This window comes from Pelomonas sp. BJYL3 (genome assembly GCF_027257975.1).
Taxonomy (GTDB): domain Bacteria; phylum Pseudomonadota; class Gammaproteobacteria; order Burkholderiales; family Burkholderiaceae_C; genus Roseateles_B; species Roseateles_B flavus.
This window is the reverse complement of record NZ_JANZKX010000006.1, coordinates 145,260-162,210: the sequence shown is the minus strand read 5'-3', so window position 1 is coordinate 162,210 and position 16,951 is coordinate 145,260. Positions and strand designations below refer to the sequence as shown.

Here is a 16,951-nt window from a genome sequence, read left to right as displayed (position 1 = left end):
CGCGATGATCGAAAGCCTCCTCAACCAAGCCGGCACTTTTGTGTTCGGCAGTTTCTGGCCCTCGCTGTTTCCTGTGGTCTGGGCCCTGCTCAAGATCTTCGCGGTCGTCGCACCGCTGATGCTCTGCGTGGCCTATCTGACCCTGTGGGAACGCAAGGCCATCGGCTGGTCGCAGATCCGTCCGGGCCCCAACCGCGTGGGTCCCTACGGCCTGCTGACCCCGATCGCCGACGCGGTGAAGCTGATCTTCAAGGAGATCATCCTCCCCAGCGCCGCCAACCGCGGGCTCTTCTTCCTCGGCCCGATCATGACCATCATGCCGGCCCTGGCCGCCTGGGCTGTGGTGCCCTTCGGCCCGGATGCCGCGGTGGCCAACGTCAACGCCGGCCTGCTGTTCCTGATGGCCATCACCTCGCTCGAGGTGTACGGCGTGATCATCGCCGGTTGGGCCTCCAACTCGAAGTACGCCTTCCTGGGCGCGCTGCGGGCCTCGGCGCAGATGGTGTCCTATGAAATCGCCATGGGCTTCGCGCTCGTGGTGGTGCTGATGGTCACCGGCAGCATGAACATGACGGACATCGTCACCTCCCAGCAGAAGGGCACCTTCGCCTCGATGGGCGTGAACTTCCTGTCCTGGAATTGGCTGCCCCTGCTGCCCATCTTCGTCGTGTACTTCATCTCGGGCCTGGCCGAGACCAACCGCCACCCCTTCGACGTGGTCGAAGGCGAATCGGAAATCGTGGCCGGCCACATGATCGAGTACTCGGGCATGTCCTTCGCGATGTTCTTCCTGGCCGAGTACGCCAACATGATCCTGGTGTCGGCCCTGGCCGTCGTCATGTTCCTGGGCGGCTGGAGCGCACCGATCTCCTTCAGCCTGCTGGGCATGGAGACGCCGCAGTTCATCCAGAACACCATGGCCTTCTGGAACTGGGCCTGGCTGTTCGGCAAGACCTTCTTCGTCGTCACGATGTTCCTGTGGGTGCGCGCCACCTTCCCGCGCTTCCGCTATGACCAGATCATGCGTCTGGGCTGGAAGATCTTCATTCCCGTGACCTTGATCTGGCTGGTCGTCGTCGGCCTGTGGATCCAGTCGCCGCTGAACATCTGGAAGTAAGCCGCCATGGTCAAACACTTCATCAAGAGCTTCATGCTCACCGAGCTGTTCAAGGGCATGGCCCTGACCGGCCGACATTTCCTCTCGCGCAACATCACCGTCCAGTTCCCGGAAGAGAAGACCCCGCTGTCGCCCCGCTTCCGCGGCCTGCACGCGCTGCGTCGCTACGAGAACGGCGAAGAGCGCTGCATCGCCTGCAAGCTCTGCGAGGCCGTGTGCCCGGCGATGGCCATCACCATCGAGTCCGATGTGCGTGAAGACGGCAGCCGCCGCACCACGCGCTACGACATCGACCTGACCAAGTGCATCTTCTGCGGCTTCTGCGAAGAGAGCTGCCCGGTCGATTCCATCGTCGAGACCGACATCTTCGAATACCACGGCGAAAAGCGCGGCGACCTGTACTTCACCAAGGACATGCTGCTGGCCGTGGGCGACCGCTACGAGAAGCAGATCGCAGCCAACAAGGAGGCCGACGCAAAGTTCCGTTGACCCCTCGCCCAGGGCGGAACGCCCTGGTCGGTCCCCCGAGGGGACGCCGAAGGCCGACGGCCTTCAGCCATCGACCTCCGCCACGCGGCCGTCCTTGGGGCGGCCCGGCGGACGGCCAGAACGGCAATACCTCGGGTCAACGAATTTGTGAGAACACCATGGACATCACCACCGCACTGTTCTACCTCTTCTCAGCCGTGCTGCTGGGTTCAGCTTTCCGTGTGATCACGGCCAAGAGCACCGTGCATTCGGCGCTCTTCCTGATCCTGGCCTTCTTCAACGCCTCCTGCATCTGGATGCTGCTGAAGGCCGAGTTCCTGGCGATCACGCTGGTGCTGGTCTACATCGGCGCCGTGATGGTGCTGTTCCTGTTCGTCGTGATGATGCTCGACATCAATTCAGACCAGGTGCGGCAGGGTTTCTGGAAGCACATGCCGCTGGCCCTGCTGGTGGGCGCGCTGATCGCCCTGGAAATGGCCGCCGTGCTGATGCCGGGCTTCAACCTGCGCGCCGCACCCGAGCTGAGCGCCGAGGCCGCGAAGCTGGGCAACACCAAGATGCTGGGCATCCAGATCTACACCAACTACCTGTACCCGCTGCAGATCGCCGCCGTGCTGCTGCTGGTGGCCATCATCGCCGCCATCGCGCTGACGCTGCGCCGCCGCAAGGACAGCCGTGCCCAGGATCCGTCCGAGCAGGTGAAGGTCCAGAAGGCCGACCGCCTGCGCATCGTGAAGGTGCAGGCCACGGTCGAAGCCCCGTCCGCAGCAAGCGCCGCTGAAGCCGCGGCCGACAACAAGGGAGCCGCATGATGGCAGCGCTGACTCTGGGCCATTTCCTGACGCTGGGCGCGATCCTGTTCGCGCTGTCGGTGATCGGCATCTTCCTGAACCGCAAGAACCTGATCGTGCTGCTGATGGCCATCGAGCTGATGCTGCTGGCGGTCAACCTGAACTTCGTGGCCTTCTCCCACTACCTGGGTGACATGGCCGGCCAGGTCTTCGTGTTCTTCATCCTGACCGTGGCGGCCGCCGAGTCCGCCATCGGCCTGGCCATCCTCGTCGTGCTGTTCCGCAATCGCGCCAGCATCAATGTGGAAGAACTCGACGCCCTGCAAGGCTGATCGGACACAAGGCACGGGATAACAAGATGTCTGCACAACTCTCTCAGAACATGCTGCTGGCGGTGCCCATGGCGCCCCTGGTCGGAGCCATCGTGGCCGGCCTGTTCGGCAAGCAAGTGGGCCGCAAGGGCGCGCACACGATCACCATCCTCGGGGTGGCGATCGCCCTGGCGATCTCGGTGATGACGCTGTTCAGCGTGCTGGACGGCGCGCGCTTCAACCAGACCATCTACGAATGGATGGTGCTGGGCGGCCTCAAGATGGAAGTCGGCTTCCTGGTCGACGGCCTCACGGCCATGATGATGGTGGTGGTGACCTTCGTGTCGCTGATGGTGCACATCTACACCATCGGCTACATGGAAGAGGACCCGGGCTACCAGCGCTTCTTCGCCTACATCTCGCTGTTCACCTTCTCCATGCTGATGCTCGTCATGAGCAACAACATGCTGCAGCTGTTCTTCGGCTGGGAAGCGGTGGGCCTGGTGTCCTATCTGCTGATCGGCTTCTGGTACACCAAGCCGACGGCCATCTTCGCCAACATGAAGGCCTTCCTGGTGAACCGGGTCGGTGACTTCGGCTTCATCCTGGGCATCGGCCTGCTGGTGGCCTACGGCGGCTCGCTGAACTACACCGAGACCTTTGCCAAGGCCAACGAGCTGGCGCAGATCAAGTTCCCGGCCCCGCTGTGGGGCAGCGACTGGATGATGCTGACCGTGGCCTGCATCTGCCTGTTCATCGGTGCGATGGGCAAGTCGGCGCAGTTCCCGCTGCACGTGTGGCTGCCGGACTCGATGGAAGGCCCGACCCCCATCTCCGCGCTGATCCACGCCGCCACCATGGTGACGGCCGGCATCTTCATGGTCTCGCGCATGAGCCCGCTGTTCGAGCTCTCGGACACCGCGCTGAACTTCATCCTGGTGATCGGTGCCATCACGGCGCTGTTCATGGGCTTCCTGGGCATCATCCAGAACGACATCAAGCGCGTCGTGGCCTACTCCACGCTCTCGCAGCTGGGCTACATGACGGTCGCCCTGGGCGCCTCGGCCTACTCGGTCGCGGTGTTCCACCTGATGACGCACGCCTTCTTCAAGGCCCTGCTGTTCCTCGGTGCCGGCTCGGTGATCATCGGCATGCACCATGACCAGGACATCCGCAACATGGGCGGCCTGCGCAAGTACATGCCCATCACCTGGATCACCTCGCTGCTGGGCTCGCTGGCCCTGATCGGCACGCCGTTCTTCTCGGGCTTCTACTCGAAGGACTCCATCATCGAGGCCGTGCACGCCAGCCACCTGCCGGCTGCGCACTTCGCCTATGCCGCGGTGATCATCGGCGTCTTCGTGACGGCCTTCTACAGCTTCCGGATGTACTTCCTGGTCTTCCACGGCAAGGAGAACTTCCACCACAAGCCCTTCCCGGGCGAGCACGACCACCACGATGACCACGGCGAGCACCACGAGCCGCACGAGTCGCCCTGGGTCGTGACCGCACCGCTGGTGCTGCTGGCCATCCCGTCCGTGCTGGTCGGCTTCTACACGATCGAGCCCATGCTCTTCGGCGACTTCTTCAAGGACGCCATCTTCATCAACCACGACGTGCACCACGCCCTGGGTGAGCTGAAGGAAGAGTTCCACGGTGCCGTGGCCATGGCCACGCACGGTGTGACGACGCTGCCGTTCTGGCTGGCGCTGGGCGGCGTGGTGACGGCCTATGTGTTCTACATGGTCGCTCCGCAGATCCCGGCCGCCATCGCCCGTGTGCTGGCACCGGTGATCAAGGTGCTCGAGAACAAGTACTACATGGACTGGATCAACGAGAACATCCTTGCCGCCGCAGCGCGCGCCATTGGCGTGGGTCTGTGGAAGGGTGGGGATGCCGGTCTGATCGATGGCGTGATCATCAACGGCTCGGCCAAGACCGTGGGCGGCATTGCCGGCCTGGTCCGTCGTGTCCAGACGGGTCACCTGTACTGGTACGCCCTGGTGATGATCCTGGGTGTCATCGGCCTGATGACCTGGAAGCTGTGGCCCTTCATCGCGCCGCAGTTCAAGGCCCTGACCGGTCTCTGAGCACGGAGACGGAGAAAAAGAATGTTGCTGAGTCTTTCCATCTGGCTGCCCATCGTCAGCGGTCTCATCCTGCTGGCCCTGGGTCGCGACGACCAGGCCAAGACGGTGCGCTGGCTGGCCCTGGTGGCCGCCATCGCGAGCTTTGCCGTCACCCTCCCGCTCATCACCGGCTTCAAGGTCGACACGGCTGCCATGCAGTTCGTGGAGAACTTCTACTGGATCGAGCGCTTCAACATCCACTACCACCTGGGTGTGGATGGCATCTCCATGTGGTTCGTGCCGCTCACGGCCTTCATCACCATCATCGTGGTGCTGGCGGCCTGGGAGGTGATCGAGCACCGCGTCAACCAATACATGGGCGCCTTCCTGGTGCTGTCCGGCCTGATGGTCGGCGTGTTCTCGGCCCTGGACGGCATGCTGTTCTACGTGTTCTTCGAGGCGACCCTGATCCCGATGTACATCATCATCGGCGTCTGGGGTGGCCCGCGTCGCGTGTATGCGGCCTTCAAGTTCTTCCTGTACACGCTGGCCGGCTCGCTGCTAATGCTGATCGCGCTGCTGTACCTGTACCTGAAGAGCGGCGGCAGCTTCGACATCCAGGCCTGGCACAAGCTGCCCCTGCCGCTGGACGCGCAGACCCTGCTGTTCTTCGCCTTCTTCGCCGCCTTCTCGGTGAAGGTGCCGATGTGGCCGGTGCACACCTGGCTGCCGGACGCCCACGTGGAAGCGCCCACCGGCGGTTCCGTGGTGCTGGCTGCCATCATGCTGAAGCTGGGCGCCTACGGCTTCCTGCGCTTCTCCATGCCCATCGCGCCGGATGCCGCGCGTGAGTACGCGTGGTTCATCATCGCGCTGTCGCTGATCGCCGTGGTCTACATCGGCCTGGTGGCCTTGGTGCAGAAGGACATGAAGAAGCTGGTGGCCTACTCGTCCATCGCGCACATGGGTTTCGTGACCCTGGGCTTCTTCATCTTCAACGAGCTGGGCGTCTCGGGCGCCATCGTGCAGATGATCTCGCACGGCTTCGTGTCGGGCGCCATGTTCCTCTCGATCGGTGTGCTCTACGACCGCGTGCATTCGCGTGAGATTGCGGCCTACGGCGGCGTGGTCAACACCATGCCCAAGTTCGCTGCCTTCGCCCTGCTGTTCGCCATGGCCAACTGCGGCCTGCCGGCGACCGGCGGTTTCGTGGGCGAGTGGATGGTCATCCTCGGCACGGTGAAGTACAGCTTCTGGCTGGGCGCCATTGCGGCGACCGCCCTGGTCTTCGGCGCGGCCTACACGCTGTGGATGTACAAGCGCGTCTACTTCGGCGCCGTCACCAACGACAACGTGCGTGGCCTCACCGACATCAATGGCCGTGAGTTCCTGATGCTGGCCGTGCTGGCCGTGGCGGTGCTGTGGATGGGTGTCTATCCCAAGCCCTTCACCGACGTGATGCATGCCTCGGTCACCGAGTTGCTGAAGCATGTGGCCGTGTCCAAGCTGCAATAAGAGGGCCGCTGAAAAATGAATGACATGAACTGGAACGCGGTGACCCCGGAGATCCTGCTGCTGGGCCTGTCCTGCCTGGTGGCCCTGGTGGATCTCTTCGTCAAGGACGAGCGCCGCACGCCCACCTACTGGCTGACCCAGCTGACGCTGGCCCTGGTGTCCCTGCTGCACTTCAACGCCTTCTACGGCGGTGCCGAGGTCTTCGCCATGCAGGGCATGGTGGTGGTGGATCCTCTGAGCCATCTGCTGTCGGCCGTGGCCGGCATCGCAGTGATGATCACCCTGGTCTATGCGCGACCCTATGCGGCCCCGCGCGAGATGCTCAAGGGCGAGCTGTTCACGCTGAGCCTGCTGTCCTACCTGGGCGTGAGCATCATGGTCTCGGCCAACAACTTCCTGGTCATCTACCTTGGCCTGGAACTGATGAGCCTGTCGCTGTACGCGCTGGTGGCCCTGCGCCGTGACCATGCCGTCTCGACCGAGGCTGCGATGAAGTACTTCGTCCTGGGTGCGCTGGCCAGCGGCTTCCTGCTGTACGGCATGTCCATGATGTACGGTGCCACCGGCTCGCTGACCATCCCGACCGTGCTGCAGGTGGTGAGCAGCGGTGCTCCCAATCCGTCCGTGCTGGTCTTCGGCGTGGTCTTCATCGTCGCCGGCCTGGCCTTCAAGCTGGGCGCCGCACCTTTCCACATGTGGGTCCCCGACGTCTACCAGGGCGCCCCCACGGCCGCCACGCTGCTGATCGGTGGCGCGCCCAAGCTGGCCGCCTTCGGCATCACCATCCGCCTGCTGGTCGACGGCATGCTGGGCCTGGCCGTGGACTGGCAGCAGATGCTGCTGGTGCTGGCCGTGGTCTCGCTGGTGATCGGCAACCTGGCCGCCATTGCCCAGAGCAACCTCAAGCGCATGCTGGCCTATTCGACCATCGCGCAGATGGGCTTCATGCTGCTGGGCCTGGCCTCGGGCGTGGTCAACGGCAACACGCTGTCGGCCGCCAATGCCTACAGCTCGGCGCTGTTCTACGTGGTCACCTATGTGCTGACCACGCTGGGCACCTTCGGCCTGATCATGCTGATGGCCCGTCAGGGGCATGAGTCTGAGCAGATCGTCGACTTCGCCGGCCTGGCCAAGCGCAGCCCCTGGTATGCGCTGGTGATGACCATCTTCATGTTCTCGCTGGCCGGCATCCCGCCGACCGCCGGCTTCTACGCCAAGCTGGCCGTGCTGCAGGCCATGATCGCCACCAATGACCCGCTGTACATCAAGCTGGCCATCGGTGCCGTGGTGCTGTCGCTGATCGGCGCCTTCTACTACCTGCGCGTCATCAAGGTCATGTTCTTCGACGAGCCCTCCGAGCGTGGCGCCCTCAGCGCCCCGGCGGATGCACGCCTGGTCATGTCCCTCAACGGCATCGCGGTGGTGCTCTTCGGCCTGATGCCCGACGGTCTGCTCACGATGTGCGTCGTGGCCGTGAAGACCCTGGCCAACTGATCGCCCGTGAACCAATCCGCCGCCGCCTGGCTGGTGCTGCTGGTCGCCGTCCTGGCGGCCAACGCACCTTTCCTGAGCCAGCGAATCCTGATCGTGGGCCGCCCTGATCCGATGAAGTCGGGCTGGTGGCGGCTGCTGGAGCTGCTGCTGATGGCGCTGCTCACCCTGGCGCTGGGCATGGGGCTGGAGGCGCGCGTCGGCCAGCGCCAGCCGCAAGGCTGGGAGTTCTATGCCGCCGCAGCCTGCCTGTTCCTGACGCTGGCCTTCCCGGGCTTCGTCTGGCGCTACCTGAAGAAGCACCGTGAGCAAGCCTGAGGACCAGCGCGCCCCAGCTGAGGGCACCGATCCCGATGCCGGCCTGCGCGAGATCCGCCTGGACGGCCGCGAGGTCTACCAGGGCGGCTTCCTCAAGGTGCAGCGCGACGTGGTGCGCCTGCCCGATGGCCGAGAGGCCGTCCGCGAGTACATCCGCCATCCCGGCGCCGTGATGGTCGTGCCGCTGCTGGACGACGAGCAGCTGCTGCTGGAGCGCCAGTACCGCTATCCCATGGGCCGCGTGATGCTGGAGTTTCCCGCCGGCAAGCTGGACCCGCAGGAGAGCCCGCTGGCCTGTGCGATCCGTGAGCTGCGCGAGGAAACTGGCTACAGCGCGGCGCAGTGGGCCTATGCCGGCGTGCTGCACAACGCCATCGCCTACTCCGACGAAGGCATCCACATCTACTTTGCCCGCCAGCTCAGCCCGGGCCCTGCCCAGCTGGATGCCGGCGAGTTCGTCGAGTGCCTCGGCATGACGACGGATGCGCTGGACGAGGCCTGCCGCCGGGGTGAAGTCACCGACGCCAAGACCCTCATCGGCCTGCTGTGGCTGCAGCGCTGGCGCCAGGGCGCCTGGGCGCTGGACTGGCAGACGGCGCCCGCCTGAGAGGCACCCGACCATGGTGGTGCTGAACCTGGCCTGCGAGGCCGACCATGTCTTCGAAGGCTGGTTCGGCTCCTCCGCCGACTGCAGCGAGCAGCAGTCCCGCGGCCTGCTGAGCTGCCCGGTGTGCGGTTCCTCGCGCGTGGAGCGACGGCCCTCCGCGCCGCGGCTCAATGTGTCCCATCTGCGCGCCGGCAAGGCCCTCACCACCCCGCCGCCTGCGCCGGCCTGCCCGCCAGAAGACGCGGCCACGGCTGCGGCTGCATGCGTGGCAGGGCGCCCGACCGAGGCCGAGGCTCGCGAGGCCCTGCAGTCGCTGTGGATGGCCGCGTCCCGCGAGCTCGCCCGTCACAGCGAGGACGTCGGCGAGCGTTTTGCCGAGGAAGCCCGCCGCATCCACTACGGCGAAGCAGAGGAGCGTGCGATTCGCGGACGCACACAGCCCGAGGAAGCCAGGGCGCTGAGGGAAGAGGGTATCGAGCTGCTGCCTCTGCTGCTGCCACCCGGCGCGGAGGGCGAGCTCCACTGAGCGCGGGCGGTCTCGCCGGCTGACGCCGTCCGGCGTCGATACATGCCGGACAGCCGTCCCGCCCTGCCATTCGTCGCAAGTCCGCGACGGCTTGTCCCTTCTTCGGGCACCATGACCAGCGGATGTAACCCGGACCGGGCCTATGCTCCGGCGATTGATCTCCCGCAAGCCATCATGAACAAGAAGCAACGCATCGTTCCGTCCGGCCATGGCCTGGCCCTGCTCGTTCTCTCTGCCGCCCTGCTCAGCGCCTGCGGCAAGGGCCCCAAGGCCGATGTGGCCGAGCAGCGCGCCACGGCGCCCCTGCTGCTCGCCAAGGAAGACGTCCGAGACCTGGGTCTCAGCGCACAGGCCTCGGGCCCCGTGATCACCGGATCCATCCAGCCCGAGCGCCGGGCCGACCTGCGGGCCGAGGTCTCGGCCGTGGTGCTGCAGGTCCTGAAGGAGAACGGCGAGGCGGTGCGCAAGGGCGACCTGCTGGTGCGCCTGGACGACACCGCGATCCGCGACAGCCTCACCTCCGCCGAGGAAGCGGCCCGCGCCTCCGCCCAGAGCTTCGAGCAGGCCGAACGCCAGCTGCAGCGCCAGAAGACGCTGCAATCCCAGGGCATGACCTCCATGCAGGGGCTGGAGGACGCCGAGATGCGCCGCAACAACGCGCAGAGCGATCTGGTCGCCGCCAAGGCCCGCGTGGTCACGGCCCGCCAGCAGCTGCAGCGCACCGAGGTCCGCGCCCCCTTCGACGGCGTGGTCAGCGACCGCAAGGTCTCGCCGGGTGACACCGCGCAGATGGGCAAGGAGCTGGTCAAGGTCATCGATCCGCACAGCCTGCGCTTCGAGGGCCTGGTCTCGGCCGACAAGCTGGCGGAGCTGAAGCTGGGGCAGGGCGTGCACTTCCGGGTGAACGGCTACGGCACCAAGCAGTTCCAGGGCAAGATCAAGCGCATCGATGTGGCAGCCAATGCCACGACCCGTCAGGTCGAGGTCCTGGTGGACCTGGGCGAGGGCGAGAAGCCGCAGGCTGCCGGCCTCTACGCCGAAGGCAATGTCGAGGCCCGCTCCTCCGAGGCGCTGATGCTCGAGGAGGCCTCCATCGTGCGGGCCGGGGACCAGGCCCATGCCTGGCGCATCAAGGACGGCAAACTGTCCAAGGTGGCCCTGAAGCTGGGCGAGCGCGACACCCGCACCGGTCAGGTCGCGGTGACCGCAGGGCTCAGCAAGGGCGACATGGTGCTGCGCAAGCCGACCAGCACGCTCAAGGACGGCCAGGCGGTCGAGCTGGCCAAGGCACCGGCGGCATCCGCTGCGTCGGCCGCCGTGGCAGGAGGCTGATCCATGTTCCTTTCCAACTTCAGCATCAAGAAGCCGATCGCGACCATCGTCGTGATCATCTCGCTGATGGCCCTGGGCCTGATGGCGCTGAACAAGCTGCGCGTCAACTCCATCCCCGACGTCCAGGAGCCCATGCTCTTCCTGAGCATCGCCTACCCGGGCGCCTCGCCGGACACGGTGGAGCGCGAGGTGGTCAATCGCATCGAGAAGTCCCTGCAGGGCCTCTCCGGCGTTCGCAAGGTCTACTCGACCTCCCGCGAGGGCTTGGCCGAGTTCCAGCTGATCTTCAACTTCAGCAAGAACCTGATCGAGGCCGCAGATGACGTGCGCAACGCCATCGCCACCGTGCGCTACAAGCTGCCGGTCGAGATGCGCGAGCCCGTGCTGCAGCGCTTCGACGTCTCGGCCCAGCCGGTGATGCAGGTCTCGCTCTCGTCCACCACGCAGAGCCATGCCGAGATCAGCCACATCGCCGAGGACCAGCTGGCCGACAAGTTCCGCGCCATCAACGGCGTGGCCACGGTCAACGTCAACGGCGCGCTGCACCGCGAGCTGAGCGTGCTGCTGCGCGCGGAGAAGCTGCGCGAGTTCAACGTCTCGGTGACCGACGTCGTCGCCGCCCTGCGCGCACAGAACATCTCGGTGCCGGTGGGCAAGGTGCGCGGCGCCATGGAGGACCAGAGCATCCGGCTGCAGGGTCGCATCGAGCGCCCGGCGGACTTCCAGCAGGTGGTGGTCAAGCGCAATGGTGACGAGTCCATCCGCCTGGGCCAGCTGGCCCAGATCGAGGACGGCTTTGCAGAACTGAGCAGCTTCAGCGTGCGCAACGGCCATCCCAACGTGGGCATTGCCGTGACGCGCTCGCGCGATTCCTCCACCGTGACCGTGGCCAAGGAGGTGCGCAAGCTGGTCGACCAGATCGCCCCGACCCTGCCCAAGGGCACTACGCTGGAGGTCACGCGTGACGAGGGCAAGGAATCGCAGGAGAACCTCAACAACGTCATCCACGCCCTGGTCTTCGGTGCGGGCCTGACCATCGCGGTGGTCTACGTCTTCCTGAACTCCTGGCGTTCGACCCTGATCACCGCGCTGAGCCTGCCCACCTCGGTGATCGCGGCCTTCATCGCCGTGTGGCTGTGCGGCTTCACGCTGAACTTCATGAGCCTGCTGGGCCTCTCGCTGGCCATCGGCGTGCTGATCGACGACGCGATCGTGGTGCGCGAGAACATCGTGCGCCACATGGAGCGCGGCGCCGACCGCCGCACCGCGGCCCTGAACGGCACGGCCGAGATCGGCCTGGCGGTGGCGGCCACCACCTTCTCCATCGTGGCGGTGTTCATCCCCGTGGGCTTCATGCCCGGGGTGTCGGGCGAATGGTTCCGGCCCTTCGGCCTGACCGTCGTGGCCTCGGTGCTGGTGAGCCTGCTGATCTCCTTCACGCTGGACCCCATGCTGTCGGCCTACTGGGGTGATCCGCCGCATGCCCATGACGCGCCGCGCAAGGGCATCGGCCGCGTGCTGGAGCGCTTCAACAAGTGGTTCGACCACCAGTCCGACCGCTACGGCCAGGTCATTGCCTGGGCCCTGCATCACCGCCGCTGGATGGCCGCCTTTGCGGTGGGCAGCCTGATCGGCGCCATCGTGCTGGCCGCCAAGTTCCTGGGCACGACCTTCCTGCCTTCGTCTGACGCCGGCATGCTGATGGTCAACGTGCGCACCCCCGCCAGCGCCAACCTGGAGTACGCCAAGCTGAAGCTGGAGGCTGCGGCCGGCCTGGCCCGGACCATCCCCGAGACCGTGGCCACCAACAGCCGCGTGACGGTGAGTGGCGGCACCATTTACGTGGACCTGGGCAAGGCCAAGGACCGCAAGCGCTCCGCCGAGGAGATCGCCGTTGACCTGCGCGGCAAGATCTCGCGCCTGGTCGGCGCCGAGTACACGGTGCAGTCCAACCTCAACAACGGCGGCCAGAAGCCGGTGCAGATCCAGTTCTACGGCACGGATGCCCGCCGCCTGCTGGACATCAGCAACGACTTCATCGCCAAGCTGCGCGAGGTCAAGGGCGCGGTGGACGTGGGCCTGTCCGAGCAGGCGCCGCAGGACGAGCTGCAGATCGAGCTCAACCGCGGCCTGGCCAACTCGCTGGGCATCTCGGTGGGTGATGCCGCCCAGGCGCTGCGCGTGGCCTTCGCCGGCGTCGAGGTGGGCGACTGGGTCGATCCCACCGGAGAGACCCGTGACGTCGCCGTGCGCCTGCACCCGCAGGATCGCGTGGACCTCAGCAACATCGAGCGCCTGCCCGTGGCCGTCACCGGCACCAACCGCATGGTGCCGCTGGAGCAGATCGCCAGCATCCGCATGGGCCGCGGCCCGGCGCAGATCGAGCATGCCAACGGCAAGCGCACGATCACCGTCTCGGCCAATGCCCACGACCGCTCGCCGGGCGAGGTCACGCAGGACGCGCTGAAGATCGCCAAGGCCATCGACTTCCCGCCGGGCTTCGGCCTGGAGCTGGGCGGTGACTCGGAGACGCAGGCCGAGGTCTTCGGTGCCATGTTCATCGCCCTGATCAGCGGCGTGGGCCTGATGTACCTCATCCTCGTGATGCAGATGGGCTCCTTCACCGCGCCCCTGGGCGTGATGCTGTCGCTGCCGCTGTCCCTGATCGGCGTGGTGGTGGCCCTGCTGCTGACCAAGGGCACGCTGAACCTGATGAGCTTCATCGGCATCATCATGCTCATGGGCCTGGTGGCCAAGAACGCCATCCTGCTGCTGGACGCCGCACGCCAGGAAGAGGCCGAGGGCATGGACCGTGAAGAGGCCCTGATGCACGCCGGCCGCAAGCGCCTGCGCCCCATCCTGATGACGACCTTCGCGCTGATCGCCGGCATGCTGCCGGTGGCCATCGGCGTGGGCGACGGCGGCGAGTTCTACCGCCCCATGGCCGTGGCCATCATCGGCGGCACCATCACCTCGACGCTGCTGACGCTGCTGGTGGTGCCGAGCTTCTATGACAGCATCGAGATCGCCAAAGACCGCATGTTCGCCAAGTTCGGTCGCCGTGCTGAACGCTGGAACGCCTTCGTGGCCTTTGTGCTGACCTTCGTCGAGGCCCTGCTGGCCCTGGTGATGGTGCGTGCCGTCTACCGCCTGCTGGTCGTCAAGCCGCTGCAATGGTGGCGCAACCGGGGTGCGGTCACCTTCGAGCCCGTCAAGTGACCCGGCCCGGCCGGCTCAGAGCAGCCGGCCCGGATTCAGGAGGCCCTGGGGATCCAGGGCCTTTTTTATTTGCCGCATCAGCGCCAGGGCCACGGGGTCCTTGGTCATTGCGAGCTGCTCGCGCTTGAGCTGGCCGATGCCATGCTCGGCCGAGATGGAGCCGCCCCGTTGCAGGACCCGCTCGTAGACCAGCGCATTGATGGCCGGCTCCTGCGCGCGCAGGAAGGCGGCTGGGTCCTGGCCCTCGGGCGCCTGCACGTTGAAGTGCAGGTTGCCATCGCCCAGGTGGCCGAAGCAGACCAGGCGCACGCCGGGGCAGTGGGCCTGCAGCGCGGCCTCGCAGTCCGCCACGAAGGCCGGGATGGCCGAGATGGGCAGGGCGATGTCGTGCTTGATGTTGAGGCCTTCCTCGCTCTGCGCCAGCGGGATGCTCTCGCGCAGGTGCCACAGCTGCCGCGCCTGGCTCATGGACTGAGCCACCGCGGCATCCAGGGCCTCGCCGGCCTCCAGCGCTTCGCCGAGGATGCGCTCCAGTAGCTGGCGGGCATGGGCCTCGTCCTCGTGGTCGGACAGCTCCAGCAGCACAGCCCAGGGCGCGGCGGCGTCGTCGGCCAGGGGCTGGGGAATCTGCGGGAAATGGCGCCGCACCAGCTGCAGGCAGAAACGGCTGATCAGCTCGAAACCGGTGAGCGTGGCACCGGCCAGGGCCCGGGCGCGCTTGAGCAGCGCGAGGGCCGCGTCCAGCGTGGGGCAGGCCGCCAGCGCCGTCATGCAGGCCTGCGGGGCGGGGTAGAGCTTGACCGTGGCGGCGGTGATCACGCCCAGCGTGCCCTCGCTGCCGATGAAGAGGTCGCGCAGGTCGTAGCCGGTGTTGTCCTTGCGCAGGCCGCTGAGGCCCTGCCAGACCTCGCCCTGCGGCGTCACCACCTCCAGGCCCAGGCACAGCTCGCGCGCATTGCCATAGCGCAGCACCTGGGTGCCCCCGGCATTGGTGGCCAGATTGCCGCCGAGGGTGCAGCTGCCCTCGGCGCCCAGGCTCAGCGGGAAGAGCAGGCCGGCGGCACTGGCCGCGGCCTGGACCTCGGCCAGCAGGCAGCCGGCCTCGGCGGTGAGGGTCAGGTTGGCCGGATCGACCTGCCGGATCTGCCGCAGGCGGCGCAGGGACAGCAGCAGCTGCTGCCCGCTGCCATCCGGCACGCCGCCGCCGACCAGTCCGGTGTTGCCGCCCTGGGGCACGAGGCTCACCCCATGCACCGCACAGAGCCTGAGCAGCGCGGCCACCTCGGCCGTGGTGCCAGGTCTTGCCACCGCCAGGGCGCGGCCGGCGTAGCGCTTGCGCCAGTCCTTCTCGTAGGCGTCCAGCCCTTCGCCGACCAGCAACTGCTCGGCACCGATCAGTTGGCGGGCCTGCGCGAGAAATGCCATGCGCGCCGCCTCGTCCATTCAGGCCTCCGGCTGGGCATGGGCAGCCCGGGCCGCGGCCAGGCGCTGGCGCACCTGCATCGAGCAGGCCACGAAAATCAGCACGCCCAGCAGCACTTCCAGGCAGGCCAGCCAGACGGACAGCCCGCGGTCGCTGGTGGCGCGCACCAGGCCCTCGGCCACATAGAGCCAGACCATGAGGCTCAGCCAGCGGAAGGTGTAGAGCCGGTAGCGCCACAGGCCGGCCAGGGGCACGAGCAGGGGCAGGGCCTTGATGGCCAGGGTGCCTCGGCCCACAGGGGCCAGCCACAGCTCCCAGGCCAGGCACAGGACGAAGAGCGCCAGCAGGCTGTAGAAGGCCAGGTTGCGCGACAGCGTCTCGGCGCCGCTGGGGGCGACGCGGTCCGTCGGGGGCAGGGGGGCGGTGGGGTGGCTTGACATGGCTGGCATCATAGCCAGCATGAGTGAAGAGAGCCGCAACGAGAGCCGCATGGCCCACCCGCAGGACGGCAGCCGCCTGGAGGGGCGCAGCCACAACCCCATCGCCCTGATCCATGAGTTCTTCGACGAACTCATCAGCTGGCCCTGGCTGCAGACCCTGCAGACCTTCAAGGTGCGATTCAAGGAAGAGCGCCTGGGCCTCACCGCAGGCAGCCTCACGTTCACCACGCTGATCTCCCTGGTGCCCCTGCTGACGGTGATGCTGGCCCTGTTCACCGCCTTCCCCATGTTCTCGGCCTTCCAGGCGGCCCTGGAGAAGTACTTCCTCAAGAGCCTGATCCCGCCCAACATCGCCAAGCCGGTGCTGGCCTCGCTGACGCAGTTCGCGGCCAAGGCCAACAAGCTGGGCGTGGTGGGCCTGATCGCCCTGGGCTTCTCGGCCAGCGCGATGATGCTCACCATCGACCGCACGCTCAACGCCATCTGGCGGGTCAAGAAGCCGCGGCCCATCGCCCAGCGGGTGCTGGTCTACTGGGCGGCCATGACCCTGTGCCCCCTGCTGCTGGGCGGCAGCCTCACGCTCACCAGCTACGCCATCTCCGCCGGCCAGGGCCTGGTGGACAAGCTGCCCCAGGGCCTTTCGGTGGTGCTCAACAGCATGGACATCGTCGTGCTGGCCGCCGCCATGGCCGCGCTGTTCCACTACGTGCCCAACACCCATGTGCGCTGGCGCCATGCCATCCTGGGCGGCGTCTTCGTGGCGGTGGCCTTTACGCTCGCCAAGGGCCTGCTGGCCTGGTACGTCAAGCAGGTGCCGACGTTCTCCACGCTCTACGGCGCCTTCGCGACGGTGCCCATCTTCCTGATCTGGATCTATGTGGCCTGGGCCATCGTGCTGCTGGGCGCCATCCTGGCGGCCAACGCGCCGGCGCTCACGCACAAGATGCTCAGGCGAGGGGACGCCCCGGGCCTGGCCTTCGAGCTGGCACTGGAGGTGATCCGCGAGCTGCGCCGTTCGCGGGACGCCGGCGAGGGCGGCGCCAGCAGCCTGAGCCTGGCCACGGCGCTGCGTGTGGATGCGCTGCAGCTGGAGCCCGTGGTCGACACCCTCATCGGCATGAGCCTGGTCGGCCGCCTCGAGGAAGCCGGCGCCCAGCGCCTGACCCTGCTGTGCGAGCCCACCCACACGCCGGCCGCGCCCCTGATCAAGGCGCTGCTGGCCGAGCACAGCGAATCGCTGGCCCTGCTGTGGGCCCGCAGCGACTGGACGAAGATCCGCCTGTCCGAGCTGCTCTGATTCCTC

At 66.7% G+C, this 16,951-nt stretch carries 15 protein-coding genes; 13 read left to right on the top strand and 2 right to left on the bottom strand.

Going from position 1 to position 16,951, the window contains the following annotated elements:
- Window positions 1-4 precede the first annotated feature (4 nt).
- The 12 genes from nuoH to O9Y01_RS18105 all read left to right on the top strand — a co-directional run bounded on the left by nuoH (window position 5) and on the right by O9Y01_RS18105 (window position 13,785).
- Window positions 5-1,117 carry an NADH-quinone oxidoreductase subunit NuoH gene (nuoH, locus tag O9Y01_RS18160; protein ID WP_269633020.1) on the top strand — a complete coding sequence of 371 codons (1,113 nt, stop codon included), beginning with the start codon at window positions 5-7 and terminating at the stop codon, window positions 1,115-1,117.
- A gap of 6 nt (window positions 1,118-1,123) precedes the next feature.
- Window positions 1,124-1,606, top strand: a complete 483-nt coding sequence (nuoI, locus tag O9Y01_RS18155) for an NADH-quinone oxidoreductase subunit NuoI (RefSeq protein WP_269633019.1) — start codon at window positions 1,124-1,126, stop codon at window positions 1,604-1,606.
- A gap of 158 nt (window positions 1,607-1,764) precedes the next feature.
- On the top strand, window positions 1,765-2,418 hold the full coding sequence (locus tag O9Y01_RS18150) for an NADH-quinone oxidoreductase subunit J (RefSeq protein WP_269633018.1): 654 nt from the start codon (window positions 1,765-1,767) through the stop codon (window positions 2,416-2,418).
- On the top strand, window positions 2,418-2,729 hold the full coding sequence (gene nuoK, locus O9Y01_RS18145; RefSeq protein WP_183104610.1) for an NADH-quinone oxidoreductase subunit NuoK: 312 nt from the start codon (window positions 2,418-2,420) through the stop codon (window positions 2,727-2,729). The genes O9Y01_RS18150 and nuoK overlap by 1 nt, the downstream gene beginning before the upstream one ends.
- Window positions 2,730-2,755: 26 nt before the next feature.
- A complete protein-coding gene (gene nuoL / locus O9Y01_RS18140) occupies window positions 2,756-4,798 on the top strand; it encodes an NADH-quinone oxidoreductase subunit L (RefSeq protein ID WP_269633017.1) in 2,043 nt (680 codons plus the stop codon).
- Between the two features lie 21 nt (window positions 4,799-4,819).
- A complete protein-coding gene (locus O9Y01_RS18135) occupies window positions 4,820-6,292 on the top strand; it encodes an NADH-quinone oxidoreductase subunit M (protein ID WP_269633016.1) in 1,473 nt (490 codons plus the stop codon).
- A 15-nt stretch (window positions 6,293-6,307) separates the two neighbouring features.
- Entirely contained in the window at window positions 6,308-7,786 is a 1,479-nt protein-coding gene (gene nuoN / locus O9Y01_RS18130) for an NADH-quinone oxidoreductase subunit NuoN (protein ID WP_269633015.1), read from the top strand.
- Window positions 7,787-7,792: 6 nt separating this feature from the next.
- Complete coding sequence (locus O9Y01_RS18125; RefSeq protein WP_269633014.1) at window positions 7,793-8,101, top strand: DUF2818 family protein; 309 nt, start codon at window positions 7,793-7,795, stop codon at window positions 8,099-8,101.
- On the top strand, window positions 8,088-8,708 hold the full coding sequence (locus O9Y01_RS18120) for an NUDIX domain-containing protein (protein ID WP_442952769.1): 621 nt from the start codon (window positions 8,088-8,090) through the stop codon (window positions 8,706-8,708). The genes O9Y01_RS18125 and O9Y01_RS18120 overlap by 14 nt, the downstream gene beginning before the upstream one ends.
- 13 nt (window positions 8,709-8,721) lie before the next feature.
- Complete coding sequence (locus O9Y01_RS18115) at window positions 8,722-9,234, top strand: DUF1178 family protein (protein ID WP_269633013.1); 513 nt, start codon at window positions 8,722-8,724, stop codon at window positions 9,232-9,234.
- A gap of 174 nt (window positions 9,235-9,408) precedes the next feature.
- Window positions 9,409-10,566: an efflux RND transporter periplasmic adaptor subunit gene (locus tag O9Y01_RS18110; RefSeq protein WP_269633012.1), complete on the top strand. Its 1,158-nt coding sequence runs from the start codon at window positions 9,409-9,411 to the stop codon at window positions 10,564-10,566.
- A 3-nt stretch (window positions 10,567-10,569) separates the two neighbouring features.
- Window positions 10,570-13,785, top strand: coding sequence for an efflux RND transporter permease subunit (locus O9Y01_RS18105; protein ID WP_269633011.1), 3,216 nt, complete (start codon window positions 10,570-10,572; stop codon window positions 13,783-13,785).
- A gap of 15 nt (window positions 13,786-13,800) precedes the next feature.
- On the opposite strand, the gene O9Y01_RS18100 is transcribed toward O9Y01_RS18105, so the two are convergent.
- Entirely contained in the window at window positions 13,801-15,210 is a 1,410-nt protein-coding gene (locus tag O9Y01_RS18100) for an FAD-binding oxidoreductase (RefSeq protein WP_269633010.1), read from the bottom strand.
- Window positions 15,211-15,228: 18 nt separating this feature from the next.
- Complete coding sequence (locus tag O9Y01_RS18095) at window positions 15,229-15,648, bottom strand: DUF2069 domain-containing protein (RefSeq protein ID WP_269633009.1); 420 nt, start codon at window positions 15,646-15,648, stop codon at window positions 15,229-15,231.
- Between the two features lie 19 nt (window positions 15,649-15,667).
- Between O9Y01_RS18095 and O9Y01_RS18090 the strand changes: the two genes are divergently transcribed.
- Window positions 15,668-16,945, top strand: a complete 1,278-nt coding sequence (locus tag O9Y01_RS18090; protein ID WP_269633008.1) for a YihY family inner membrane protein — start codon at window positions 15,668-15,670, stop codon at window positions 16,943-16,945.
- The last annotated feature ends 6 nt before the right edge of the window (window positions 16,946-16,951 follow it).